We start from the raw sequence: 24,881 nt of genomic DNA on the forward strand, positions 1-24,881 counted from the left end.
TGCCGACCCGAAGCCCTTCCGCTGGACCAAGTCCGCCGACGACATCCTCGCCAGCATCAAGCGCTTCTGCGTCCGAAGCACCCCACCATCCGCTGAAACAGGGCGAACTTCAGATTCGGGACACTAGTAGCGAGAGGTCATATCTTGGCCGAGAGCGGCCAGGCTGCTTCCCGGAAGGAGGCATGCGATAGCGGACGCAAGGACCGCCTCAATCTAACTGTCTTCATCCCGAGGCGCCTGCAGAGACAGCCTCCGCTCCGGTTGGACTGGGCACGCTGCCTGACCGGCCTGAATGGCTCGCCACCCAGGCCGTTTCCTCTGGCAGGCGCTATGCCGCTCACACGTTGACGACGATCTTGCCGATCTGTTCGTTCGATTCCAGGTAGCGATGCGCCTCCTGGATATCGTCCAGCTTGAAGACCTTGGACACGACCGGCTTCAACTGGCCCGAGCGCAGGCCCTCACTGATAAAGTCCTTCGCGCGCTGAAGGAGAACGTCGTCGGAGATGATCTCGCTGTAAAGATAGCCCTTCAGGGTCAGCGATTTGCCCAGCACCGTGAACAGCGGGAACGGCGTCGGCTCGGGGCTGAGCGCGCCGTACTCCAGCAGGATGCCACCGCGCGCCATGCTCTGGGTCAGCGGCTCGAAGGACGGGCCGCCGACCGGATCGAGCACGACCCGGGCACCCTTGCCGCCGGTGATCTCCATGACGCGGGCGACGAGGTCCTCTTCCTGGGTGGCGACCACGTGGTGGGCGCCCGCCTCCAGCAGCGCCTGCTTCTTGGCGCTGGTCCGCGTGGTCGCGATGACGGTGGCACCCACCATGCGGGCGATCTGGAAGGCCGCCAGGCCCACGCTGCTGGACGCCGCGGTAACGATGACGAAGTCTCCGCTCTTCAACTTGGCCTGCTCGACCAGGGCGCCCCAGGCCGTGACGTACTGCATCCAGGAGGCGGCGGCCTCCTCGAAGCTCAGGTTTTGCGGGTGCTTGACCAAGCTGCGGGCCGGAACATTGGCCACCTCGCCGTAGGTGCCCCAGCGGGCAATGTCGTCGGGCGGGATGAGGCTGACCGCATCACCCAGCTGGAAGCCGGTCACGGCGACGCCGACGGCCTGGACCACGCCGGACGCCTCATAGCCGAGACGGCTCGGGAACACGGCTTCCTGCAGGTAGGCATGATTGCGGAACATCACCTCGGCGCGGTTCAGCCCGATGCTGCGGACGGCGATCTGGACCTCGTCGGCGGCGGGAGGCGGAACCTCGATGTCCTCGATCTTCAGAACGCTGGCGTCGCCGTACTCATGGATGCGGACCACTTTGGTCATATCTGTTCCTTTCAGGAAGATGTCGTGGGCTGCCGGTCGGGTAATCCCGGGCGTTGGCGCTTACCTAGGAACATGCGCCGGTAGAGGGAATACTACAAAAAAATACCCATACTACCCTAAAGGGTAGTATGGAGGCTTATGCCGAAGCGCCGAAGCTACGACGAAGCACCCCCCTGTGCGATCGTCGCCACCCTCAACCTCATCAATGGTCGCTGGAAGGGCGTGATCCTCTACTACCTGACCGTGAACGGCACGATGCGGTTCAACGAGTTGCATCGCCACCTTCCCGGCTGCACGCCGCGACTGCTGACGAAGCAGCTGCGTGAACTCGAGGACGACTGCTTCATCACGCGAACCGTCTATGCGGTGGTGCCGCCGAAGGTGGAGTACGCCTTGACCGAGGAGGGGCGGTCCATTGCTCCCATCCTGATGCAGATGAACGACTGGGGCGCTCGTTGGCTTCAGCGACGAGGATTACGTCCTCAATCGAACGAGGCGGCGTAATCCTGCTCTCGTGGCAAACGACACGGGTCCACAGGCGACCACGTTTGCTTTCCGGAAAGCGCATGGGAAACTCGGATGACCGCCATGGGCGCGAAGCGGACTTCTGATCCCCCCGCGTGTTTCGAGCATGCCCGTCACGGACACCTTGGAGCGGGTGTGCAGGGCTGTTGAGCTAGCAAGCTCCGTTGATAGGAATATTAGCATTGACTTTTGGGTCTCTCTCCACTCACGGAGAGCCACCTGCCAGGGAGCCCACCCCATGCCCCACTCCCGCCCCTGGTCCCCCCTCACCGACGCCGAGTGGGCAGCCCTCGCCCCCCACCTCCCCCTCACCGGCGCCGGCCGCCCCATCGCCAATCCGCGCGCGCGGCTGGACGCCATCTTCCAGTTCGTCACCACCACCATCCCCTGGTCTAGCTTCCGCAGCCCCCACACCCGCACGGATACGCTGCACCGCCAGTTCCGCCGCTGGGCCCGCATGGGCGTCTGGTCCCGCCTCCTTGCCCTCGTCGCGAAGCGCCGCGCCCCGAAATACCTGAAATCCATCGCCGATTGGGTCGCGGCCGCCCACCGCCGCACCTACCGCATCCTCGGCATCCCCGCCCTCACCCTCGCGCGCCGTGTCGGCATGCGAAACGCCTTGCCCGGCCCCTCCTGGATGCTCCCCGATCCGGATTTGTCCGAACTCGTCCATCGCGTGGTGCAATCGGTCCTGAATCGCCCGCTCACCCGCGCCGCGATCCCCCTCCTCCGCACCTGCCGCCGCCTCTTGAAGACAGCAGGCGGCCGCCGCCGCATTCCAGCCTGCCTCATGCCGTCATGAGCAGCGCCTTGACCCCCCATCTCGCCTTTGCGAAACCACCGCGCCGCCCGGAACCCCGGGTCCCGGCTTCCATCCACGCGACAAGAGGCCGAATCACGCCATGCGCGACAAGGGCGAGTACCTTTTCACCTCGGAATCCGTTTCCGAGGGCCACCCCGATAAGGTGGCGGACCGCATCTCGGACACGGTGCTCGACACCTTCCTGGAAGCTGATCCTTACGCGCGCGTCGCGTGTGAAACCTTGGTGACGACGAACCGCATCATCATCGCCGGTGAAACCCGCGGCCCCGGCGACATCACGGCCGATCTCCTGATGCACCAGGCGCGCATGGCCGTGCGCGACATCGGCTACGACCAGGAAGGCTTCTCCTGGCGCAACGCCCATGTCGAATGCCACCTCCACGCCCAGTCCGCGCATATCGCGCAGGGCGTGGACGCCGCCGGCAACAAGGATGAAGGCGCCGGCGACCAGGGCATCATGTTCGGCTACGCCTGCCGCGAAACGCCCGAGCTGATGCCGGCCCCCCTCTACTACGCCCACCTGATCCTCCGCCGGATGAACGAAGCCCGCCGGAACGAGGACATCAGCGCCAAGGGCCTCCTGCCGGACGCCAAGTCCCAGGTCACGCTCCGCTACGTCGATGGCAAGCCCGTCGGCGCCACCTCCGTCGTGGTCTCCACCCAGCACCAGGAAGGCATGTCGCAGGAAGACGTGAAGGCCCTCGTCCTGCCCTTCATCGAAACCTCGCTCCCCCCCGGCTGGATGCCCTCCGCCGACGAAATCTACGTCAACCCCACCGGCACCTTCGTCATCGGCGGCCCGGACGGCGACTGCGGCCTCACCGGCCGCAAGATCATCGTGGACACCTATGGCGGCGCGGCCCCCCACGGCGGCGGCGCCTTCTCCGGCAAGGACCCCACGAAGGTCGACCGCTCGGCCGCCTACGCCGCCCGCTACGTCGCCAAGAACGTCGTCGCCGCCGGCCTGGCCGATCGCTGCACCCTCCAGGTCAGCTACGCCATCGGAGTCGCTAAGCCCCTCTCGGTCTATTTCGACCTGCACGGCACCGGCCACGACGTGGACGAGGCGAAGCTCACCCGCACCGTCTCCGACATGGTGAACCTCTCCCCCCGCGGCATCCGCGAGCACCTGCACCTCAACCGCCCCATCTACGTCCCCACCTCCACCTACGGCCATTTCGGCCGCACGCCGGACGCGGAGAAGGGCACCTTCACCTGGGAACGCACGGACCTCGCCGCGGAGCTGAAGCGCGCCTTCAACCGCTGAGAACAATTTGTTGACGTTTTGTTCTCATTAACGTAGGGTGCCTCTCACCGGGCACCCCCAACCCGGCCGGCCCTCGCCCCCCTAAGCTGGGCCGGACGGACTGCTCCCCACAGTCCCTGAGGGCCGCCCCGCACCCCCTGCGAGGCGGCCCTTCCCCCATTCCGGGTGCCCCCATGGCCTACGACACCACCCGCCAGCCCCCGCCCGCCGAGGGCATCCCGGACCGCCTCTACGGCCGGCGCCGCGGCCACCCCCTGCGCCCCCGCCAGCAGCGCCTGCTGGACGAGACCCTCCCCCGCATCACCCTCGCCACCCCCGAGTCCCCCCGCGACAGCTTCCCCATGGAAGCCGAGTCCCTCTGGCTCGAGGTCGGCTTCGGCGGCGGCGAGCACGCCCTCGAAATCGCGGAGAAGAATCCCCGCGTGGCCCTCATCGCCTCCGAGGTTTTCGAGAACGGCCTCTGCTCCCTCCTCACCCACCTCATCCCCGAGGGCGAGGAAGCAACCGCCCCTCTCCCCCCCAGCCTCCGCCTCTGGCCCCGCGACGCCCGCCACCTCCTCGCCGCCCTGCCGGACGGATCGCTGGGCCGCCTGTTCCTGATGTTCCCCGACCCCTGGCCCAAGGCCCGGCACAGCAAGCGCCGCTTCGTTCACCCCGCCCTGCTCCCCCTGCTTGCGCAGAAGCTCCGCCCCGGCGCCGAGTGGCGCATCGCCAGCGACGATCCCACCTATCAATCCTGGGTCGACGAGGTGATGGGCGCGCAGGATTTCTTCGACCTGGCGGAACACCACACCACCCACCCCGAGGCCTGGCCCCGCACCCGCTACGAGGCCAAGGCCCTGCGCGAGGGCCGCACCCCCCGCTGGTGGGTCTGGCGCCGCCGCTAAACCCTTGTCCCCCGCCCACTGCCCCGCTATATGAGAGCCCAAGACAATCCGCCGTATTAGGGGGGTGGCCTTCGCGGGCCGCCTTTTTTCGTTTTTGAGCGACGACCTTCCTCAGCACGAGGGCCTCGAGGCCCGCATCGCAGCCGCCATCGCGCCGACGCTCGGCCAGATGGGCTATGAGCTCGTGCGCGTGCAGATCCAGGGCAAAGAGCGCCCGACCGTCCAGGTCATGGCCGACCGCGCCGATGGTAGCCTCATCGGCGTCAAGGATTGCGAGGCCATCAGCCACGCCGTCGGCGCCGTGCTCGACGTGGACGATCCCTTCCCGGGCCTCTGGAACCTGGAAGTCTCCTCCGCCGGCATCGACCGGCCGCTGACCCGCACCAAGGATTGGGTGCGCTTCGCCAGCCAGGTGGCAACGGTGGAGATGGTCGTCCCGCATGAGGGCCGCCGCCGCTTCCGTGGCCGCATCCTCTCGGCCGACGAGAACGAGGTGCGCCTGAAGCTGGACGAGGGCGAGGAAGTGACCCTGTCGCGCGGTAACATCCGCCGCGCCAAGCTGGTGCTGACCGATGAGCTGATCGCGGCCACTGCCCAGCCCGAAACTGACGACGCCGATGCCGAGGCGGCCCCCAAGAAGGCCCCCAGGCGCTGGCGCCCACCTTCCGAGAGGAACTGAGACCCATGGCCGTGGACGTCGCAATCGCCCGCCCCGAGCTTCTCCAGGTCGCCGACGCCGTCGCCCGCGAGAAGATGATCGAGCGCGAGGAAGTGCTCGAGGCGATGGAGCAGGCCATGTCCAAGGCCGGCCGCGCCAAGTACGGCCAGGAAAAGGACATCCGCGCCACCATCGACCGCAAGAACGGCGAGGTCCGACTCTCCCGCTGGACCGAGGTGGTGGAGCAGGAGCCGGTCGAGAACGAGGCAACGCAGATCCCCCACCGCATCGCGGTGAAGATCAAGCCGGGCATCGCGGTGGGCGAGTTCATCGTCGATCCGCTGCCGCCGATCGATTTCGGCCGCATCGCCGCCCAGACCGCCAAGCAGGTGATCGTGCAACGCGTGCGCGAGGTCGAGCGCCGCAAGCAGTTCGACGAGTACAAGGACCGCGTTGGCGAGATCATCAACGGCGTGGTGAAGCGGACCGAATACGGAAACCTGATGGTCGATCTCGGGCGCGCCGAGGCGCTGCTGCGCCGCGACGAGACCATCCCGCGCGAGGCTTTCCGCAATGGCGACCGCGTGCGCGCGTACATCTATGACGTGCGCGAGGAGCAGCGCGGGCCGCAGATCTTCCTCTCCCGCACGCATCCGGGCTTCCTCGCGAAGCTCTTCGCCCAGGAAGTGCCCGAGATCTACGACGGCATCATCGAGATCAAGGCGGTGGCCCGCGACCCGGGCTCGCGCGCCAAGATGGCGGTGATCTCGCGCGACAGCAGCATCGATCCGGTCGGCGCCTGCGTCGGCATGCGCGGCTCGCGCGTGCAGGCGGTGGTGGCCGAGCTGCAGGGCGAGAAGATCGACATCATCCCCTGGTCCTCGGATACGCCGACCTTCATCGTGAATGCCCTGGCCCCGGCCGAGGTGAGCAAGGTGGTGCTGGACGACGAGGGCCGCCGCGTCGAGGTGGTGGTGCCGGACGACCAGCTTTCGCTGGCCATCGGCCGCCGCGGCCAGAACGTGCGCCTCGCCTCGCAGCTGACCCGTTACGACGTGGACATCCTGACCGAGGCCGAGGAATCGGAGCGCCGCCAGGAGGACTTCCGCAAGCGCTCCGGCCTCTTCGTCGAGGGGTTGGACGTGGATGACGTGATCGCCGGCCTGCTGGTGACCGAAGGCTTCGGTTCGCTCGAGGAGATCGTCGAGACGGAAGATGAGGAACTCGCCTCCATCGAGGGCTTCGACGAGAACGTTGCCGCCGAGCTGAAGCGCCGTGCTCAGGCGAGCCTGGAGCGCCGTGACCAGGAGCTCGACGAGAAGCGCCGCGAGTTGGGCGTGGACGACAAGGTCGGCGAGACCGGCGGCTTCACCCCGGCCATGATGGTCGCGCTGGGTGAGAAGGGCGTGAAGACGCTCGATGACCTGGGCGACCTGGCCGCCGACGAGCTGATCGAGATCCTCGGCGAGGACAGCGTCGACGAGGAAACGGCCAACGCCATCATCATGGCGGCCCGTCAGCGCGCTGGCTGGTTCGGCGCCGAGGAGCAGGCGGCTGCCGAGACCGCTGCCGCCGAGGCGGCCCAGGCTGCTGCTGACGCGGCTGCTGCTGACGCGGCTGCTGCTGAGGTCGACGAGGAGGCCCTGGACGAAGGCGACGAGACGCCGGACGAGGTGCCCGCCGACGAGATGGCGGGCGAGGAGCCTGCTGTCGCCGCTGACGACAAGGAGAATGGCGACGCCCGGGCCTGATCCCCATCCCGAACAGGACTCTGCTCCCGAGGAGGCTGCCGGCACACCCGGCCAGGCCGCCCCGGTTGGCGGGGAGGCCCCTGGCCTGCCCGACCCCGAGGAGAAGGGCCCGCTTCGCCGCTGTGTGGTGACGCGGGAATCCTTGCCCAAGGAGGCGATGATCCGCTTCGTGCTCGGCCCGGACCGTGTCCTGGTGCCGGACCTCGCCGGGCGCATGCCCGGGCGGGGAATGTGGTTGAGTGCGCGCGGCGATGTGCTAGAACGCGCCCTGACCCGCGGCGCCTTCATGAAGGCGGCCCGCGGCCCGGTACACCCCATCCCCGACCTTCGCGCGACGATCGTCGACGGGTTGCGGCGGCGCATCCGGGACCAGGTCGGCCTTGCGCGGCGCGCGGGGCAGGCCGTGGTGGGCTTCCAGCAGGCGCGCGAATGGCTTCAGGCCGGGCGCGCCGCCCTGCTGGTTGAGGCGGCGGATGGAAGCGCCCCTGAGCGCGCGAGGCTGGTGGGAAGCCATGGGGTTCCCATCGTCTCTGTGCTGGAGGCGTCGGAGCTGGGTTCGGTGTTCGGGCGCGATCACGCGGTGCATGTGGCGGTGGCGCCGGGCCGGCTGGCCGAGGGCATCCTTCGGGAGGCCACGCGGCTCAACGGCCTCATGCAGACCGGAACCGGCGAAGAGGATGCGCGCGCTGGCGGCGGGCGGGGCAGGGGCGGGAACCGGAAGGGTTCTGGCGCCGCGGCTCCGGCATCGCCACATCGTGCGGAATTGGCTCGCCCCGCAGGGGCGGGCAAGGCGGGTCGCCCGAATGCGGGCGGCCATGACGGGGCCTCCCGGGAGAATGTCTCCCGGGCTGGCCAAGGCCCGGCGTCCCGAAAGGGCGGCAGGCAGGGAACGCGCCCTCGGCGCGGAGGGGAGCCGGCCGTGCCAGTGACGCAAGAGCAATGAGCCGCTAGTCGGCCGGATGGCGACGGGGCGCGGGGATGCGATCCGCCCGCCCCATGGGACCGCGCCCCAGGCGCGACCCGAAGGATGCGCGCCCCTGATGGCGCGATAGAGATGATGGGCCGGCCTAAATGGCGCGGCCGGTGCCCAGGGGTTGCCCCCCGGGGGCGCCTTGGAGATCGGTGTGGCTGACAGCAAGCTTGATGCGAACGGCTCGAATTCGGGCGGACAGATGAGCGACGAGAACGGACAGGATCAGGGCAAGGGGCGGCTTTCGCTCCGGCCCGGCGGGCGGATGGAACTCGGCAAGACCGAGCAGGCTGGCAGCGTGCGCCAGTCCTTTAGCCATGGCCGCAGCAAGACCGTGCAGGTCGAGGTGGTGAAGAAGCGGGCCGGCGGCCCGGGTGGCGCACCCGCGCCGGCGGGTGCTGCCCCGGCGCGCCCGGCTGGCCCGCCGCAGGCGGGTGGCCCCCGTGCCGGAGGTCCGCCGCGCGCGGGTGGTCCCCGTGCCGGTGGCCCCGCCCCGGCGCCCGGCCGTCCGCTGACCCAGGGCGAGCAGGCCAACCGCCTGCGCGTGCTGGAGGAGATGCGCCGCCAGGAGGCGGAGCGGCAGCGTCAGGAGCGTGAGCAGCAGGCGCTGATGGTGCGTTCCGCCGCCGAGGAGGCTGCGCGCCGCGCCGAGGATGAGCGCCGCGCTGCCGAGGAGGCCGCCGAGCGTGCCGCCGAGGCGCGTCGCCAGGCCGCCGAGGAGGCCCGCCGGGCCGCCGAGGAGGCGAAGCACGCGCCCGAGCCCGAGCCCGCTCCGCGCGAGCAGCCCGCCGCGCCAGCCCCGCGCCCGGCCCCCGTGGCCGCGCGCCCGGCGCCGGCCCAGCAGGACGGAGCGCCTCGTGCCGCGCCGCCCGCCCGTGCGCCCTATCAGGGGCGTGACGGCGACCGTAGCAACGACCGCGGCCCCAGCGACCGGGGCGGGGATCGTGGCGGCTATGCCGGCCGTGACGACCGCGGTGGTGACCGTGGCAATGCGCCGCGCCCGGCTGGTGGCCCGGGTGGGGATCGCGGTTATGCGCCGCGTCCCTCAGGTGGTCCCGGCGGCGATCGCGGCTATGCCGCGCGTCCGGCTGGCGGCCCCGGTGGGGATCGTGGCTACGCGCCGCGCCCGGCGGGTGGCCCCGGCGGCGATCGTGGTGGCTATGCGCCGCGTCCGGCCGGCGGCCCCGGTGGGGATCGCGGCTACGCGCCGCGCCCGGCGGGTGGTCCCGGCGGGGATCGCGGTGGCTATGCCCCGCGTCCGGCCGGTGGTGCCGGTGGTTACGGCCCGCGTGCGGGTGGTCCCGGTGGCCATGGCGGCGGGTCTGGTGCCCCGCTGGCGGCGCGCCGGCCCGGCCCGGTGCCGAGCAACATTCCGGCCGGTGGCGCCGCGAAGCTTTCCCTGCGTCCGCGTGGTCCCGGCGAAGGTCCGACGCCCGGCAGCATGGAGGACGAGAACCGTCGTCCGCCGCCGCGGCGCCTGGGCGGGCCTTCCCCGCTCGCCGCGCGCAAGCCGGTGCCGGCCCCTGCCAAGAAGGGCATGAACCCGGCCGACCGGAAGCGCGAAGGCCGCATCGACGTTCAGGCGGCGATCGAGGGTGATGACGACCGCGGGCGCAGCCTCGCCTCGGTGCGGCGTGCGCGTGAGCGCGAGCGGCGCCAGGCGGAGCTGGCGCGGCTGCGCTCCGGCCAGGAGCGTGTCGTCCGCGACGTGATCATCCCCGACGTCATCACCGTGCAGGAGCTGGCCAACCGTATGGCGGCCCGCGCCGGCGAGGTGGTGAAGGCGCTGTTCCGCATGGGCGTGATGGCGACCATCACCCAGTCGATCGACGCCGACACGGCGGAGCTGGTGGCGACCGAGTTCGGTCACCGCGTGCGCCGCGTGTCCGAGAGCGACGTGGAGCAGGGCCTTGAGGGCGAGGTGGATACCGAGGAGGCGCTGGAGCCGCGCCCGCCGGTCGTGACCATCATGGGCCATGTCGACCACGGCAAGACCAGCCTGCTGGACGCGCTGCGGAAGACGGATGTGGCGGGCCGCGAGGCGGGTGGCATCACCCAGCATATCGGCGCCTACATGATCCAGATCCCGTCCGGCGACCGCGTGACCTTCATCGACACCCCGGGCCACGAGGCCTTCACGGCCATGCGTGCCCGCGGTGCGTCGGTGACGGACATGGTGGTGCTTGTGGTGGCCGCCGATGACGGCGTGATGCCGCAGACCGTCGAGGCGATTAAGCACGCCCAGGCGGCCAGCGTTCCGCTGATCGTGGCGGTGAACAAGATCGACAAGCAGGGGGTGAACCTCGACCGCGTGCGGCAGGAGCTGCTGCAGCACGAGGTCGTGGTGGAATCCCTGGGCGGCGACGTGCAGGAGATCCAGGTCTCCGCGACCAAGGGCACGAACCTCGACAAGCTGCTGGAGGCGATCATCCTCCAGGCCGAGATCCTGGACCTGAAGGCCAACCCGAACCGGGCGGCCGAGGGCACGGTGATCGAGAGCAAGCTCGACAAGGGCCGCGGCCCGGTGGCGACCGTTCTCGTGCAGAAGGGCACGCTGAACCAGGGCGACATCGTGGTGGCGGGCGCCGAATGGGGTCGCGTGCGCGCCATCATCGACGACATGGGCATCCAGCTCACGGGCGCGGAGCCTTCCGAGCCGGTGGAGATCCTCGGCCTGTCCGGCGTGCCGGGTGCGGGCGAGACCTTCGTCGCGGTCGAGGACGAGACCCGGGCGCGCGAGATTACCGAGTTCCGTCAGCGCAAGCTGCGCGAGAAGCAGGCCGCTGCGGCGGGTGCGGCGCGCGGCACGCTGAACGACATGCTGGCCCGCATCCAGGCGGGTGAGCAGAAGGAGGTGGCGGTCGTCGTCAAGGCGGACGTGCAGGGCTCGGCGGAGGCGCTCGGCGTCACCCTCGGCAAGCTTTCGCGCGAAGAGGTGCGGGTGCGGGTGCTGCATTCGGCGGTCGGCCAGATCACCGAGAGCGACATCCAGCTTGCTAAGGCGTCCAACGCGGTTGTCATCGCCTTCAACGTCCGGGCCACCACCCAGGCGCGGGAGATGGCGAACCGGGACGGCGTGGAGATCCGCTACTACTCGATCATCTACGAGGTGGCCGACGACATCGAGAAGCTGGTCAAGGGTAAGCTCGCCCCGATCCAGCGCGAGAAGTTCCTGGGCTATGCGCAGATCCTGCAGGTCTTCGAGGTCAAGCGTCTCGGCAACATTGCCGGCTGCCGCGTGACCGAGGGCGTGGTGAAGCGCGGCGCAGGCGTCCGGCTGCTGCGCGACGGCGTCGTGATCCACCAGGGCACGCTCTCCACGCTGCGTCGCTTCAAGGATGACGTGAAGGAGGTCGCGAACGGCTACGAATGCGGCATGTCCTTCCATAACTACAACGACATCCGCGTCGGCGATCAGATCGAGTGCTACGAGACGGAGACGGTGGCGGCGGACTGATCCGCGCCTTCCGACTTCGGGTTTGATCCCGCCGCGCCCGGTGAAAGCCAGGCGCGGCGGACGCTTTTCAAGGCTTCAGCCATGCCCAAACACACAAGCAATACCGCCGCCCCCTCCCAGCGCATGCTTCGCGTGGCCGAGGAGGTGCGGCACGCGCTCTCCGCCGTCTTCACGCGCGGGGACCTGCATGATCCGGAACTCGCGGATGCGCGGGTGACGGTGACGGAGGTCCGGGCCTCTCCGGACCTGAGGCACATGACGGTGTTCGTCTCGCGCCTGGGCGCGACGGCGGACAAGGCGCTTCTGACACTACTGCGCGAGAACCAGCCGGAACTGCGCAAGCAGGTGGCACGATCCGTGCGTCTGAAATTCGCCCCGGAGCTGCATTTCCAGGCGGATACGGCGATCGACTATGCGATGCATATCGATTCGCTGATGCGGCGCCCGGAGGTGGCGCGGGATCTTGGGCCGCGCGCCGAGCCCGTTCCGGACAAGCAGGACGACGACCAGACGTGAATAACGCGCCCCAGCCGCCCGAGATGGCGCCTATGATCCGGACCATCGCCATGCCGGCGGATACCAATCCGGCCGGGGATATCTTCGGCGGCTGGCTGATGGCGCAGATGGATCTGGCGGCGGGAAATGCGGCGTCCCGACGGGCGCGGGGGCGCTGCGCGACGGTGGCCGTGGAGGCGATGACCTTTCATCTGCCGGTGCATGTGGGGGATGAGGTGAGCCTCTATGCGCGGATCCTGTCGGTGGGGCGAACCTCGCTGCGGATCCAGGTAGAGGCCTGGCGGCGGGAGCGGCATTCTGACCTGCGCGAGCGGGTGACGGAGGCGGCCTTCACCTTCGTGGCGCTGGACGAGAAGGGGCGGCCGCGGGCAGTGCCGGCGGAGGGGAGCTAGCTTGGGGCTGGCGCTCTACGTCCTTCTCAAGGACGCGCCCTACTGGCTGCCGAGTTTCCTTGCTGCCTACTACATCCTGCGCGGCGGACCACGCGCGCGACGCCTGGCCCTGATCCTCTGGCCCCTCGCACTTGTCCTCACTTTTTTCGGGCCACTGGCCGAATGGCGTGAGGCTGAGGACATCGCGACGGCCGTCCTCATCGGTGCCGTGCTGGGGGCGCTGGCGGGCTTCTGGCAATCCCGTGTGGGAAGGCGCTGAACCGCCGAACCAAGCCGGCCCTGGCTCGTTCCTCCCCACATGAGCACGCCGCGCATCGCATGGGTCTGCCAATGGCTCGACCCTTCCCTGACCGTGAAGGAGCAGGGCGCGCTGAACCTGCGCGACACCACGGTGACGGCGCTGCAGAAGATGGAGCGCAAGGCGGCGATCGAGAAGCTGATCGGGCTGGTGCGCACGAATGGCGAAACGCTTCTGGCGCAGATCGCGCGCACGGCGCGGCTGCCGGAAGGGCAGCGGGCCATGCGGATGGCGAGTAGCGTGCTGCCGACCTACAGCCATCCGGCGATCCGGCCGCTCTATGACGACCCGGTGCTGCGGCGGGTGATGGAGACGAGCCTGGCGCCGGCCGGGGAAGCGGCGAAGCGCGGAGGCGTGCGGCTTTCGATGCATCCCGGCCAGTACACGGTGCTGGCGACGGAGCGGGACAGCACGCGCGCGGCGGCGGTGGCGGATATCGAATACCATGTGGAGGTGATGCGGCTGCTCGGCCATGCGGGCGGGTGGCATCCGAATGGGGCGCATATCAACGTGCACGCCGGTGGGCGGGCGGCGGGGATCGAGGCGTTCCGTGCAGGGCTACGGCTGCTTTCAGAGGATGCGCGCGGACTGCTGACGGTGGAGAACGAGGAGACATCCTACGGGCTGGACGATCTCCTGCCGCTGGCGGGGGAACTGGCGATCGTGCTGGACCTGCATCACCACTGGGTGGTGACGGGGGAATATCTGGAGCCGGAGGACCAGCGGATCGCGGTGATCCGGGATTCCTGGCGCGGGGTGCGGCCGGTGATCCATATCAGCGCGCCGAAGCCGGACCTCGTGGCGGGGCAGGATCCGGAGGTTTTGCCGGACCGGGCAGCGCTGATCGCGGCGGGGGTGTCGGCGCGGGACCTTCGGGCCCATGCGGGACGGCTCTGGAACCGGCCGCATGCCGCATGGGCGGCGCGGCACCTGGCCTGGGCCGATATTGAGGTGGAGGCCAAGGAGAAGAACCTGGCGAGCGCGGAGTTCGCGATGGTTTGCTTCCCCATGGGCTGAACCGCTGATCCCGCTGGCACCAGTGCGCCCGCGATCCGTTTGAAGCTTCTGGCGGATGTGCCCGTTGAAGGGCGGATTGCTCGGAGATGTGCCATGAGGGCGATGATCTACGATCGTTACGGTGAGCCGGAGATCCTGCGGCTTGCCGAGTTGCCCATGCCGAAGACAGGGCCCGGGGAGGTGCTGATCCGAGTACGCAGCGCTGCCGTGAATCCGGTGGACTGGAAGATCATGGCGGGCGGTCTCGATGCGATCATGGAGACCTTCTTTCCGGTCGTGCCGGGCTGGGATGTCTCGGGCATCGTCGAGGCTGTCGGGTTCGACGCACCCGAGTTCCGGCCGGGCAACGAAGTCATCGCCTATGCACGCAAGAGCGTCATCCGCGACGGCAGCTTCGGGGAGTTCATCCCGGTATCGACGCTCTCGGCGGCCCGCAAGCCGGCAAGCCTGGACTGGGACCAGGCGGCGGGACTGCCGCTGGCGGGGCTGACCGCCTATCAGCTTTTCCGGCGCCTTGGGCTGAAGGCAGGGGAAGTGGTGCTGATCCATGCCGCGGCGGGCGGCGTGGGGATCCTGGGCGGGCAAATTGCCAGGGCCATGGGGGCCCGGGTGATCGGGACGGCCTCGGAGAAGAACCACGAGTTCCTTCGCTCCTTCGGGATCGAGCCGGTGACCTATGGAGAGGGGCTGGCGGAGCGTGTCCGGCAGCTTGCGCCGGGCGGCGTGGATGTGGTGGCCGATTTCGTGGGCGGCGTGCTGGATGTCACTCGAGCGGTGCTGGCGCCTTCCGGGCGGCATGGCTCGATCGTGGACGCCTCGGTGGCGGAGCATGGCGGGCTCTATGCCTGGGTGCGGCCGAATGGGGAGGATCTCGCGCAGCTCGCCCGCTTCGCGGATGAGGGGCGGCTGACCGTTCCCATCGCGCAGGTCTTCCCGCTGGAGCAAGGGGCGGAGGCGTTGAGGCTCAACATGTCTGGCCATGTGCGGGGCAAGATCGCCGTCCGGGTGAGCCGCTGAGCCGGCACGGGAGAGGGGCCATGACATCACGCCGCACGGTTCTGGTCGCCGGGGCGCAGGGCGTTATCGGGCGCGCGGCCGCAAGCCACCTGGCGGGGCAGGCGGAGACGGAGATTCATGGGCTGTCGCGCCGCACGGGGCTCGGGCTGCAGGGCGTCAAGGAGATCTCGGTCGATCTGCTGAAGCCAGAGGATGTGCGCGAGAAGATCGGGGCGATCGGCGATGTCACGCACATCGTCTTCGGCGCTTATGTCGAGAAGCCGACGGCCGCCGAGAAGAGCGCGGTCAACCTGGCCCTGCTGCGCAACCTGCTCGATGTGGTGGAGGAGGTTTCGCCGGGGCTGCGGCATGTGACGCTGTATCAGGGCGGAAAGGCCTATGGCGCCGATCTCGGGCCGTTCAAGACGCCGGCGCGGGAGGACGATCCGCGGCTGATGCCGCCGAACTTCTACTACGACCAGGAGGACTTTCTGCGGGAACGCAGCGCGGGGAAGGGCTGGAGCTTCACGGCGCTGCGGCCGGAGGCCGTCTGCGGCTTCGCGGTCGGCAATCCGATGAACCTGACGATGGTGATCGCCGTCTATGCCGCGATCTCGAAGGAGTTGGGCCTTCCGCTGCGCTTCCCGGGGACGGAGGCGGCGTATCGCGCCCTGTATCAGGTGACATCGGCCGAGATCCTGGCCGAGGCGGCGGACTGGGCCGGGCAGACGGAGGCGGCGCGTGACGAGATCTACAACATAACCAACGGCGACTATTTCCGCTGGCAGCATATGTGGCCACGGATCGCGCGCGCCTTCGGCATGGAGGTGGCCGAGCCGGTGCCGACGCCGCTGACGGTCTACATGGCCGACAAGGGGCCGCTTTGGGCCAGGATGACGGAGAAATACGGGCTGCAACCCATTCCCTATGAGCAGCTCGTCTCCTGGGCCTTCGGCGACTTCATCTTCAACAGCGGCTTCGACAACATCAGCAGCACGATCAAGGCGCGCCGTGCGGGCTTCCATGCCTGCATCGATACCGAGGACATGTTCACCCGACTCTTTGACCAGTTGCGCCGGGAAAAGGTTATACCGCCCCTGAGCTGACGCGGGGGCCGGGGCTTCCGGCGGAGGTCCGGAGGCAGAGCCTCCGGAAGCGGTCTAGCCGGCCTTCGCCGACCGGTACCAATCGAGGATTTCCTCCCCGTTCATGAAGACCACGCCCTCCTTCCCGCCCGCATAGTCATAGACCTCCTCGAGGTAGCGGATGCGGTGGGGTTGGCCGGAGATATAGGGGTGGATGGCGATGGCCATGATCTTCGCGCGTTCGGCGCCTTCCATGTGCAGGCGGTCGAGGCTGTCCTTGCAGCGGGTGGCCCAGTAGGGGCTTTCGTGGTGTTGCACGATCATGGTGGGGATGTCGTTGAGCTCCACCGAGTAGGGCAGGGTGACGAGAGGGCCCTGGGTGGTGGTGATCTCACAGGGTTCGTCGTCCCACACCCAGTCGCCGATATATTGCACGCCGGCTTCCGCGAGGAGTTCGGGGGTTTCCAGCGTCTGGGTGAGGCCCGGGCCGAGCCAGCCGACGGGGCGCTTGCCGGTGAAGGCTTCGAGGCGATCCATGGAGCGGTGGATCATCGCGCGCTGGTCGGGTTCCTTGTGGATCGGGCCCTGTTGCCAGGAATGGCCCATGAACTCCCAGCCGGAATCGCGGCAGGCGGCGGCAACGCGCTCATAATCGTCGCAGACGCGGGCGTTGATGGAGAGGGTGGGGCGGAGGCCGAGGCGCTCATAGAGGGCGTGGAAGCGCCAGAAGCCGACGCGCATCCCGTATTCGTGCCAGGACCAGTTGGCGACGTCGGGCAGCAGCACCTGGCCGGTGGGGGCGGGAAGGATCTGGCGGGCCATGGGGTTGGCGATGTCCCAGACCTCGAGGTTCACGATGGTCCAGACCACGACCCGGGCGTTGTTGGGCAGCTTCAGCGGCGGGCGGTCGACGATGGCGGAGAAGGGCGCGCGGTCCCGGGGCTGGGTCATGGGCTGGGTTCCGTGGACGTGATGATCAGGCGGAGATGCACGGCTTCGCAATTCACGAGCCAGAGCAGTCGCTACAGGTGGCGGGAATCATGCCGGCCACCCCTCCGGCGCCTTCATCGCCCCTGGAAGATCGGCTTCCGTTTCCCGTGGAACGCAGCGATCGCCTCCCGGAAATCCGCCGTGCGCGGGAATTCGGCGATCTCCGCGCGATCCGCTTCCGTGAGGGGCAGGGGGCCGCGCAGGGCCCGAAGGGCGCGCTTGTGGTAGCGGTTGGCGAGGGGGGCGCCTTCGGCGATGCGTCCGGCCAGGGCGCGGGCCTCGGACTGCACCGCATCGTCCGGCACGAGGCGGGTGAGGAGGCCACGGGCGAGGGCTTCCTCGCCGGTGTAGGTGCGGCCTTCGACGAGCATTTCCATGGCGACCGCCTCACCCGCGATGCGGAGCAGCGGGTCCAGGCCTTCATGCGGGTAGAATATGCCGAGGTTGCGGGCCGGGATGCCCATGCGGGTGGAAGGGCCGCCGACGCGGAAGTCACACATCAGGGCAAGGCCGCAGCCGCCGCCGAGGGCGTAGCCGCGCAGGGCGGCGACGGTGGGATGGGCGCAGCGCTCGATGGCGAGGAAGGCGGCGACGAGGGCGTCGTTATAGGCCTGCTCCCGTTCCTCCGTACCGCGCTCATGCGCGAAGGCGGCGATGTCGGCGCCGGCGGAGAAGGCCCTGTCACCGGCACCGCGGAGGATGACGCAGCGGAGCGATCCGTCGGCGGAGAGGGTGGCGAAATGCTCGGCCAGGGCCTGCCACATGGGCAGGGTGATGGCGTTGCGCCTGGCCTCGCGGGCAATGGTGAGGGTGACGATGTCGGCGTCGCGCGCGAGGTGAAGATCCGGGTGACTCATGGTGGAACGGAGGGTGGGGGTGGGACCCGGGGCGGGCAAGCCCCTGGCCTGAGGGCAACCGGGGGGGCCTGGGGCCGTTCCTTCGCCTGATCCCATAGGGAAGGAGAAGGTTATGGCGGAAGCCCAGACCGAACATGAGCAGCGCGCCAAGGTGCGCGAGATGATCAAGGACATGAAGGCCGCCGTGCTGGTGACCCATGGCGATGGCGACGAGCTGCGCGGGCGGCCGATGTGGGCGGCGGGGCTGGATGCGGATGGGAAGACGCTGTGGTTCTTCTCGAAGAACGCGACGGAGAAGACGGACGAGATCTCGCGGAACGATCGTGTCCTGCTCGCCTATTCCGATCCGTCGAACCAGAGCTACGTCTCGGTTTCGGGCAAGGCGCGGGTGCTGCGGGACGTGGCGAAGCAGAAGGAGCTGTGGTCCGCACCGATGAAGGCCTGGTTCCCGAATGGGGCGGAGGATCCGGCGATCGCGCTGATCGCCGTGGAGATGACCGGGGCGGAGTATTGGGACAGCCCGTCCTCCACGCTGGTTCATGCCTTCGGCTATGTGAAGGCGACCGTGACGGGCAAGCCGGCCCAGGGCGGTGAGAACGAGCGGGTCTCCTTCGCGAAAATGTAACCTTCCGCCCCGCAGGATGGGGTGGCCGGATGATGGAGGGCGGGGTTTCGGCTTCCCGCCCTCTGTTTTTTCGTTTCGATTCTCGTACGATTTCGGGCAGGAGGGGATGAGTTCCGGTATGACCCTGGCGGGTGCGGAGATTCCCTTGACTGAATCGGAGCCCGACTGCGGGGCGATGCGCCTCGCTTTCCGAATGGCGCTCCTGGATGCCGCGGGCGCGGACGGGAGCGTGACAGAGCGCTGCGCGCGGCTGGAGGCGGCGCGGGGCCTGCTGGCGGCGGCGCTGGCCGCGGGCGGTGCCCCGGGTAGCTTCCGGGTTAGCTTCCGGGGCAGTGCCGTTCCCGAGGCGGGCGGCGATGCGGGAAGACCGGCCTCGCTGAACCCGACCTCGCTGAACCCGACCTCGCTGGACCCGGCCTCGCCAAGCCCCGTGTCGCTGAGCATGGTGCGGGACCGGGCGACGATGGCCACCGCGCTGCAGGGTGGGTACGAGGAGGCCTGGGCTGAGGTAAGCGGCGGGAGGTAGGTGGCGCCGGAAGTGTCAGGCCTGCTTCATCTCGATGAGGGAACGGCGGATCTTTCGGCCGCGGCGGATGCGGTCCTCGATGAAGCCGGCCTCGCCCCAGCGGATCGCGCGGCCGAAGGCCTGGGCATCCTCGGTGAGGCGGGCGAGCATTTCCAGCACGGCTTCACGGTTGTTGAGGAAGATGTCGCGCCACATGTCGACGTCACTGGCGGCGATGCGGGTGAAGTCGCGGAAGCCGGAGGCGGCGAAGCGGAGCACGGCCTCGCGGGTTTCCTGCGCCAGGTCGTCGGCGGTGCCGCAGATGGTGAAGGCAATCAGGTGCGGCAGGTGGGAGACGATGGCGACGACCTTGTCATGGGTCGTAGCGTCCATGGTCTCGATCATCGAGCCGGCGCGTTCCCACAGCGCGCGGATCTTCGCGACCGCTTCCGGATCGGCGCCCGGTGGTGGGGTGATGATGCACCAGCGGCCCTTGAACAGCTCCGCGAAGCCGGCATCCGGCCCGGAATGCTCCGTGCCCGCCATAGGATGGGCGGGGATGAGGTGCACGCCTTCCGGCACCAGCGGCGTCAAGTCCCGCAGCACGCTGCCCTTGGTGGAGCCGACATCGCTGAGGATGCAGCCCGGGGCGAGATGCGGGGCGATATGGGCCATGACGCCGGCATAGGCGCCGACGGGAACGCAGAGGATCACCGCGTCGCAGCCTTCGACGGCTTTCGCCGCGTCGGCCTCGATGACATCGGCGATGCCGAGGGCGCGCACGCGGTCCAGGGTTTCCGGGCGCCGGGAGCTGGCGACGAGGGTGCGGGCGATGTCCCCGCGTTCCTGCGCAAGGCGCAGGATGGAGGAGCCGATCAGCCCCGGCCCGATGATGCAGAGGCGCTGGAAAAGGGGTTCCTCAGCCATTCGGGCGGTCCGCCATGGCGTCGAGCACCATCTGGCATTCCTCGGCGGTGCCGATGGTGATGCGGAGGCAGGTGGGCAGCGCGTAGGAGCCGACGCCGCGCACGATCAGGCCGCGAGAGCGGAGATGGGCATCGGCGGCCTTCGCGGCCTCGGCGCTGCCAAAGTCGGTCAGCAGGAAGTTGCCGTGGCTGGGATGGACGGTGAGGCCGAGCTTCGTCAGCCCCTGGGTCATGCGGGCGCGCCATTCGGTGTTGTGGGCGACGCTCTTCGCCACCCAGTCGCGCTCGGCCAGGGCGGCGATGCCGGCGGCCATGGCGGGGGCGGAGACGTTGAAGGGGCCGCGCACGCGGTTCAGCACATCGATAATGGCGGCCGGGGCGTAGCACCAGCCGAGGCGCATGCCGCCCAGCCCCCAGACCTTGCTGAAGGTGCGGGTCATCACCGTGTTGCCGCCGGCATCGACCAGGGCCTGGCCGGGATCATAATCCGGGGCCTCGACATATTCGGCATAGGCGCTGTCGAGCACGAGGAGGATGTCCTCGCGCAGGCTGGCGCGGAGGCGGTTCACCTCGCTCTGCGGCAGGAGGGAGCCGGTCGGGTTGTTGGGATTGGCCAGCATGACCAGGCGGGTGCGGGGGCCGCAGGCGGCGATGAGGCCGTCCACATCGGTGGTGAGGTTCTTCTCCGGCACCTTGATGATCTGGCAACCGGCCCAGCGGCCGGTCAGCTCGTACATCAGGAAGCCATGGGCGGACATGACCAGCTCGGTCCCCTCGCCGCCATAGGCGAGGATGATGAGGGCCAGCAGCTCGTCCGAGCCGTTGCCGACGACGATGCGGGCGGGGTCCAGCCCGTGATAGGCGCCGATGGCCTCGCGCAGGCCCTTGGCGCTGCCGTCCGGATAGCGGTGCGCCTCCTGAGCCGCCTTGGCGATGGCCTCGATTGCGGCGGGAGGCGGGCCGAAGGGACCTTCGTTGGAGGAGAGCTTCACGATCCGGTTCACGCCCGGGACCTTCGATTCGCCGCCCACATAGGGCTCGACCGAGAGGATGGAGGGGCGGGGCATCACGGGCATGCTGGGCATCCTTCGGGGCTGGTGCCCCGGGGCTGGGTCAAGGGCGCTGGGTCAAGGGCGCTGGGTCAAGGGCGCTGGGTCAAGGGCGCTGGGTCAGGCGGATTCGGGCCGCTGGGGGCTGGGGGCCTCCTCGGGCTCCGGCTCGGCATAGCCGCCGATGGCGGCGGCGCGGAGCGGGGCGAGGGAGGCGAGGCGGGGATCGTCCGGGGTGACGAGGCCTTCCACCTCCGCCAGGGCGCGCAACCCGTCGGCGGAGAGGATGAGGCGCAGGGGTGGCAGGCCGGCGGCGGTGAGGGCCGCGACCACGGCATCCCGCGAGGTGTTGGGCGCGCGTTCCAGGCGGATCAGGCCGCGGTCGCGCGGGGTGGCGTCGGCGCCGAAGCGGGCGACCACCAGGGCGCTGGGCAGGAGCTGGCCGGGCTGCATGAGGAAGGGCAGGGCGGCGACCACCTGCAGGCGCGGCGCGTCCAGGCTGGCCCACCAGGCGGCCTCGGGCGGCTCGCCATCCGCGGGGGAGGGAAGGATGGCGACCGAGGCTTCGCCCGCCGAGAGGGCGGCGAGGGCGCGGGAGGGGGTGGCATGGGTGCGGAGCGGGGTGTCGAGGCCGAAATGGCCGCGGGCCAGGGGCTCGGCGCCCGCCATGGTGGCGACGGAGAAGGCGGATTGCAGCCGGAGGGAGGAGGAGATCACCTCCCGCCAGAGGCGCGCGACGGTGGCGCGAGGCATGGGGCCGTGGTGCCGGGCGAAGAGGCGGCGGAGGATCATCGCCTCCCGCCCCGGGCGGAAGCTGGCGCCGTTGGCCTTCATGCCATTCGCCGTCAGCTGGGCGGAGAGCGCGGCCCGGCGCATCAGCAGGTCATGGACCGCATCGTCGATGGAGTCGAATTCGGCACGGGCGGCGGCGAGCGCGGCCGGCTGAACGACGGAGGGGTCGGTGAGGGCGGGGTCTGACATGGGGCCCGTCGGGTCTAGCGCCCCGATGGCGGGGCGCCAAGGCATAGCGTTGCGTCGGTCGGTACGCGAAGGCGCGGCCTTCCGGGGCGCATCCGCCGGGAAGCCGGGCTTCCCCGTGCGTCCGCCTTCGGGGGAGACACCGTTCCGGGCGGGGACCAGGGCTGCAACGGCGTGCCTTGTCCCCCTGCCCCGGGGCTCCTAATCCTGCCGGCTATGAGCGAGGCCGTCTCCCTGCCGGACGTGGAGCACCAGCGGGTCGTCTTTCCGGACGGCCTGATGCTGGATTCCGGGGTGCGGCTGGCGCCGATGGCGGTGGCCTACCGGACTTACGGGACGCTGGACGCGGCGCGGAGCAATGCCGTGCTGGTGTGCCATGCCCTGACCGGCGACCAGTATGTGGCCGAGACTCATCCGGTGACCGGGCGGGGCGGCTGGTGGGAAAAGCTGGTGGGGCCGGGGCTGCCGATCGACACGGACCGGTTCTTCGTCATCTGCGCGAATGTGCTGGGCGGCTGCATGGGCAGCTCCGGCCCGCGCGAGGAGATGACGGATGCCGAGGGGCGCGGGCTGGGGCGGCCATGGGGGATCGATTTTCCCAGCGTGACCATCCGCGACATGGTGCGGGCGCAGAAGCGGCTGGTGGAGCATCTGGGTATCGAGCGGCTGCTGGCGGTGGTCGGCGGGTCGATGGGCGGGATGCAGGCGCTCCAATGGGCGGCGACCTATCCGGAGAGCGTGTTTGCCTGTGCGCCGATCGCGACGGCGGCGCATCATTCGGCGCAGAATATCGCCTTCCACGAGGTGGGGCGGGCCGCCATTCATGCCGATCCGGAATTCTGCGGCGGCGCCTATTGGCGGGAGGGGCGGGTTCCCGCGCAGGGGCTGTCGGTCGCGCGGATGGTGGCGCACATCACCTATCTGTCGGAGAGCGCGCTGACGCGGAAGTTCGGCCGCCGGCTGCAGGGCGCGAAGGCGGTGACCTTCCTCGAGGATGTCTTCGCGGTGGAGAGCTACCTGCGGCACCAGGGCAGCACCTTCATCAAGCGCTTCGACGCGAATTCCTACCTGACCATCACGCGGGCGATGGATTACTTCGACCTGGCGGCGGATTGCGGGGGCGACCTGTCCCTGGCCTTCAAGGGCACGCCGACGCGGTTCTTTCTGGCCTCCTTCTCCTCCGACTGGCTGTTCCCGACGGCGGAGAGCCGGGCGCTGACGCGGGCGCTGAACCGGGCGGCGGCGCGGACCTCCTTTATCGAGGTGGCATCCGACAAGGGGCATGACGCCTTCCTGCTCGACGAGCCGGAGTTCCACGCGGCGCTGGGCGGGTTCCTGCGCGGTGCTGCGGATGCGGTGGGGGCGTGAACATGGGGATGCGTCCGAAGGAGCCCATTCGCTACGTCGCGAAGAACATGCGGCTGGATCTGCGGCTGATCGCGGAGATGATTCCGGCCGGGGCGAAGGTGCTGGACATCGGCTGCGGCGACGGGGAACTGATTGAGCATCTGACGCGCGAGAAGGGCGCGGATGCGCGGGGCATCGAGATCGACATGGCGGAGGCGACGCGCGCCGTGGCGGCGGGGCTGGCCGTGATCCATGGCGATGCGGATGCGGACTTGGCGCATTACCCGGACGGCGCCTTCGACTATGTGGTGCTGTCTCGCACCTTGCAGGCGGTGGAGAAGCCGCGGGAGGTGCTGCGGCAGATGCTGCGCATCGGCACGCATGCGATCGTGTCCTTCCCGAATTTCGGGCACTGGCAGATGCGCTGGCGGCTACTCTCCACGGGGCGGATGCCGGATACGGATACCTGGAACCGGCCCTGGTACGAGACGCCGAACATCCATCCCTGCACCATCCTCGACTTCGTGGCGCTGTGCGAGCAGGACGGCTACGCGGTGGATGGCTGGCTGGCGGTGGACGAGCACGGGTTGCAGGCGCCGTGGCGGCGCAGCCTCCGGCTGGCAAATTTGTTCGGGGAACAGGCGCTGTTCCTCCTGAGCCGAAAGGGCTGACTTGAAATATCCGGTGACGCCCGACGGGCGGTATTTCGTGGTGCGCGGGAGGCTGTGGCGCATGGCCAATCCCGCCCTGGCGCCGGAGCGGCGCGAGGCGCTGACGCAGGAGCTGATGGCGGCGCGGCGCGCCGTGGGCGCGGCCATGCGGGCCGAGGACCAGGAGGCGCTGAAAGCGGCGCGGATGGCCGTGGACCAGGCGAAGCGGGGGCTTGGGGAACGCGGGCCGGTCTGGTGGGAGGATGGTGCGCCGGACCTCAACCGGAAGAAGGCCAAGGACACGGAATATGCCGGTTGGTACGCCGCGCTGGATCGGTGATCTGGCTTTAAAATCAGAGATGTAACTCCCATATGGGGTCTATGCGCCAGACCCTTGCGGGGCTCCGCGCCGATGCGTCCCCGCCCCTATCCCGGAACCTTCGCCGCCGTGTCGCCCGCCTCTCGCAGGCGGTGCGGGAACGGCGTGCGCTCGAGCTGCTGTATGGCGGTGCGTGGCGCGTCGTGCATCCGCATGCGATCGGGCGGATGGGCACGGGACGGATCGGGCTGCTGACCTGGCAGACCGCCGGGTTGGCGCGGGGCCCGGATGATCCCGGTGAGGGTTGGCGGATGTTCGATGTCGAGCGGATCGAGGGGTCGCGGGCGCTGCGGGCGCATTTCGCGCCGCGCCCCCGCGGCGGCCCTGCCTGGACCGCGGGGATCGACGCGCCGGTGGCCGAAGTGCCGTCCCGCGCCGAGGCCCTGGCCGGCATGATTGCGTGAACGGGGTTGCCCCAGGGGCTTTGCCCCTGGACCCCGCGACCTGTTGGTGCGTCCGAGGTCCATGGCCTCAAGCGACTAATACCAACCGCCTCAGGTTTTGACCTGCGCCCAGGGGCGGCGCGTAATGGAGGCGATCTGCTCGGGCGTGCTCATCAGCGTGGACCAGGCGTGACAGCATGCGTCGACAATGGCGTCGTAGCTT

At 69.4% G+C, this 24,881-nt stretch carries 26 protein-coding genes; 20 read left to right on the forward strand and 6 right to left on the reverse strand.

Annotation, left to right across the window (positions count from 1 at the left end; translation table 11 throughout):
* Window positions 1-337: 337 nt before the first annotated feature.
* Entirely contained in the window at window positions 338-1,327 is a 990-nt protein-coding gene (locus GSE44_RS23320; RefSeq protein ID WP_159351231.1) for a zinc-dependent alcohol dehydrogenase family protein, read from the reverse strand.
* Window positions 1,328-1,465: 138 nt separating this feature from the next.
* Between GSE44_RS23320 and GSE44_RS23325 the strand changes: the two genes are divergently transcribed.
* The 14 genes from GSE44_RS23325 to GSE44_RS23390 all read left to right on the forward strand — a co-directional run bounded on the left by GSE44_RS23325 (window position 1,466) and on the right by GSE44_RS23390 (window position 15,990).
* On the forward strand, window positions 1,466-1,831 hold the full coding sequence (locus GSE44_RS23325; protein ID WP_159351232.1) for a winged helix-turn-helix transcriptional regulator: 366 nt from the start codon (window positions 1,466-1,468) through the stop codon (window positions 1,829-1,831).
* 259 nt (window positions 1,832-2,090) lie between these two features.
* Window positions 2,091-2,654 (forward strand): transposase, encoded by a 564-nt coding sequence (locus GSE44_RS23330; RefSeq protein ID WP_159351233.1) that lies wholly within the window; start codon window positions 2,091-2,093, stop codon window positions 2,652-2,654.
* Between the two features lie 100 nt (window positions 2,655-2,754).
* Window positions 2,755-3,942 (forward strand): methionine adenosyltransferase, encoded by a 1,188-nt coding sequence (gene metK, locus GSE44_RS23335; protein WP_159351234.1) that lies wholly within the window; start codon window positions 2,755-2,757, stop codon window positions 3,940-3,942.
* A gap of 173 nt (window positions 3,943-4,115) precedes the next feature.
* A complete protein-coding gene (gene trmB / locus GSE44_RS23340; protein ID WP_159351235.1) occupies window positions 4,116-4,829 on the forward strand; it encodes a tRNA (guanine(46)-N(7))-methyltransferase TrmB in 714 nt (237 codons plus the stop codon).
* Window positions 4,830-4,923: 94 nt separating this feature from the next.
* Window positions 4,924-5,508, forward strand: a complete 585-nt coding sequence (gene rimP / locus GSE44_RS23345) for a ribosome maturation factor RimP (RefSeq protein WP_201306215.1) — start codon at window positions 4,924-4,926, stop codon at window positions 5,506-5,508.
* Between the two features lie 5 nt (window positions 5,509-5,513).
* The gene (gene nusA / locus GSE44_RS23350) at window positions 5,514-7,238 is read left to right on the forward strand and encodes a transcription termination factor NusA (RefSeq protein WP_159351237.1); all 1,725 of its coding nucleotides are present in this window, start codon (window positions 5,514-5,516) and stop codon (window positions 7,236-7,238) included.
* Entirely contained in the window at window positions 7,219-8,181 is a 963-nt protein-coding gene (locus GSE44_RS25985) for an RNA-binding protein (protein WP_159351238.1), read from the forward strand. The genes nusA and GSE44_RS25985 overlap by 20 nt, the downstream gene beginning before the upstream one ends.
* 229 nt (window positions 8,182-8,410) lie before the next feature.
* Window positions 8,411-11,665 (forward strand): translation initiation factor IF-2, encoded by a 3,255-nt coding sequence (gene infB / locus GSE44_RS23360; protein WP_159351253.1) that lies wholly within the window; start codon window positions 8,411-8,413, stop codon window positions 11,663-11,665.
* A gap of 81 nt (window positions 11,666-11,746) precedes the next feature.
* On the forward strand, window positions 11,747-12,181 hold the full coding sequence (gene rbfA / locus GSE44_RS23365) for a 30S ribosome-binding factor RbfA (protein ID WP_159351239.1): 435 nt from the start codon (window positions 11,747-11,749) through the stop codon (window positions 12,179-12,181).
* 23 nt (window positions 12,182-12,204) lie between these two features.
* Window positions 12,205-12,573 carry an acyl-CoA thioesterase gene (locus GSE44_RS23370; protein ID WP_159351254.1) on the forward strand — a complete coding sequence of 123 codons (369 nt, stop codon included), beginning with the start codon at window positions 12,205-12,207 and terminating at the stop codon, window positions 12,571-12,573.
* Window position 12,574: 1 nt separating this feature from the next.
* Window positions 12,575-12,832: a hypothetical protein gene (locus tag GSE44_RS23375; protein WP_159351240.1), complete on the forward strand. Its 258-nt coding sequence runs from the start codon at window positions 12,575-12,577 to the stop codon at window positions 12,830-12,832.
* Window positions 12,833-12,871: 39 nt separating this feature from the next.
* A complete protein-coding gene (locus GSE44_RS23380; protein WP_159351241.1) occupies window positions 12,872-13,888 on the forward strand; it encodes an apurinic/apyrimidinic endonuclease family protein in 1,017 nt (338 codons plus the stop codon).
* A gap of 93 nt (window positions 13,889-13,981) precedes the next feature.
* Window positions 13,982-14,905, forward strand: a complete 924-nt coding sequence (locus GSE44_RS23385; RefSeq protein WP_201306216.1) for an NADP-dependent oxidoreductase — start codon at window positions 13,982-13,984, stop codon at window positions 14,903-14,905.
* A gap of 20 nt (window positions 14,906-14,925) precedes the next feature.
* On the forward strand, window positions 14,926-15,990 hold the full coding sequence (locus tag GSE44_RS23390; protein ID WP_159351242.1) for an SDR family oxidoreductase: 1,065 nt from the start codon (window positions 14,926-14,928) through the stop codon (window positions 15,988-15,990).
* 54 nt (window positions 15,991-16,044) lie between these two features.
* On the opposite strand, the gene GSE44_RS23395 is transcribed toward GSE44_RS23390, so the two are convergent.
* Complete coding sequence (locus GSE44_RS23395; RefSeq protein ID WP_159351243.1) at window positions 16,045-16,920, reverse strand: polysaccharide deacetylase family protein; 876 nt, start codon at window positions 16,918-16,920, stop codon at window positions 16,045-16,047.
* A gap of 113 nt (window positions 16,921-17,033) precedes the next feature.
* A complete protein-coding gene (locus tag GSE44_RS23400; protein ID WP_235925100.1) occupies window positions 17,034-17,855 on the reverse strand; it encodes an enoyl-CoA hydratase/isomerase family protein in 822 nt (273 codons plus the stop codon).
* 73 nt (window positions 17,856-17,928) lie between these two features.
* Between GSE44_RS23400 and GSE44_RS23405 the strand changes: the two genes are divergently transcribed.
* Window positions 17,929-18,441: a pyridoxamine 5'-phosphate oxidase family protein gene (locus GSE44_RS23405; RefSeq protein ID WP_159351245.1), complete on the forward strand. Its 513-nt coding sequence runs from the start codon at window positions 17,929-17,931 to the stop codon at window positions 18,439-18,441.
* Window positions 18,442-18,586: 145 nt separating this feature from the next.
* Window positions 18,587-18,967 (forward strand): hypothetical protein, encoded by a 381-nt coding sequence (locus tag GSE44_RS23410; protein WP_159351246.1) that lies wholly within the window; start codon window positions 18,587-18,589, stop codon window positions 18,965-18,967.
* Window positions 18,968-18,982: 15 nt separating this feature from the next.
* Here GSE44_RS23410 and GSE44_RS23415 read toward each other — a convergent pair whose 3' ends face one another.
* The 3 genes from GSE44_RS23415 to GSE44_RS23425 all read right to left on the reverse strand — a co-directional run bounded on the left by GSE44_RS23415 (window position 18,983) and on the right by GSE44_RS23425 (window position 21,902).
* Complete coding sequence (locus GSE44_RS23415) at window positions 18,983-19,873, reverse strand: prephenate/arogenate dehydrogenase family protein (RefSeq protein ID WP_159351247.1); 891 nt, start codon at window positions 19,871-19,873, stop codon at window positions 18,983-18,985.
* Window positions 19,866-20,948 carry a histidinol-phosphate transaminase gene (gene hisC / locus GSE44_RS23420; RefSeq protein ID WP_159351248.1) on the reverse strand — a complete coding sequence of 361 codons (1,083 nt, stop codon included), beginning with the start codon at window positions 20,946-20,948 and terminating at the stop codon, window positions 19,866-19,868. Before hisC ends, GSE44_RS23415 begins: the two co-directional genes overlap by 8 nt.
* Before the next feature lie 93 nt (window positions 20,949-21,041).
* Window positions 21,042-21,902 (reverse strand): chorismate mutase, encoded by an 861-nt coding sequence (locus GSE44_RS23425; RefSeq protein ID WP_159351249.1) that lies wholly within the window; start codon window positions 21,900-21,902, stop codon window positions 21,042-21,044.
* Between the two features lie 213 nt (window positions 21,903-22,115).
* On the opposite strand from GSE44_RS23425, the gene metX reads away from it, so the two are divergent.
* From metX to GSE44_RS23445, 4 genes are read left to right on the forward strand one after another with little or no spacing between them, the layout of a single operon-like run.
* Entirely contained in the window at window positions 22,116-23,267 is a 1,152-nt protein-coding gene (gene metX / locus GSE44_RS23430) for a homoserine O-acetyltransferase MetX (protein ID WP_159351250.1), read from the forward strand.
* 47 nt (window positions 23,268-23,314) lie between these two features.
* Window positions 23,315-23,917 (forward strand): methionine biosynthesis protein MetW, encoded by a 603-nt coding sequence (metW, locus tag GSE44_RS23435; RefSeq protein WP_159351256.1) that lies wholly within the window; start codon window positions 23,315-23,317, stop codon window positions 23,915-23,917.
* Window position 23,918: 1 nt separating this feature from the next.
* The gene (locus tag GSE44_RS23440) at window positions 23,919-24,236 is read left to right on the forward strand and encodes a hypothetical protein (protein WP_159351251.1); all 318 of its coding nucleotides are present in this window, start codon (window positions 23,919-23,921) and stop codon (window positions 24,234-24,236) included.
* A gap of 41 nt (window positions 24,237-24,277) precedes the next feature.
* Window positions 24,278-24,679 (forward strand): WYL domain-containing protein, encoded by a 402-nt coding sequence (locus GSE44_RS23445; protein ID WP_159351252.1) that lies wholly within the window; start codon window positions 24,278-24,280, stop codon window positions 24,677-24,679.
* Window positions 24,680-24,881 lie beyond the last annotated feature (202 nt).

This window comes from Muricoccus harenae (genome assembly GCF_009848505.1).
Classification (GTDB): Bacteria; Pseudomonadota; Alphaproteobacteria; order Acetobacterales; family Acetobacteraceae; genus Roseomonas; species Roseomonas harenae.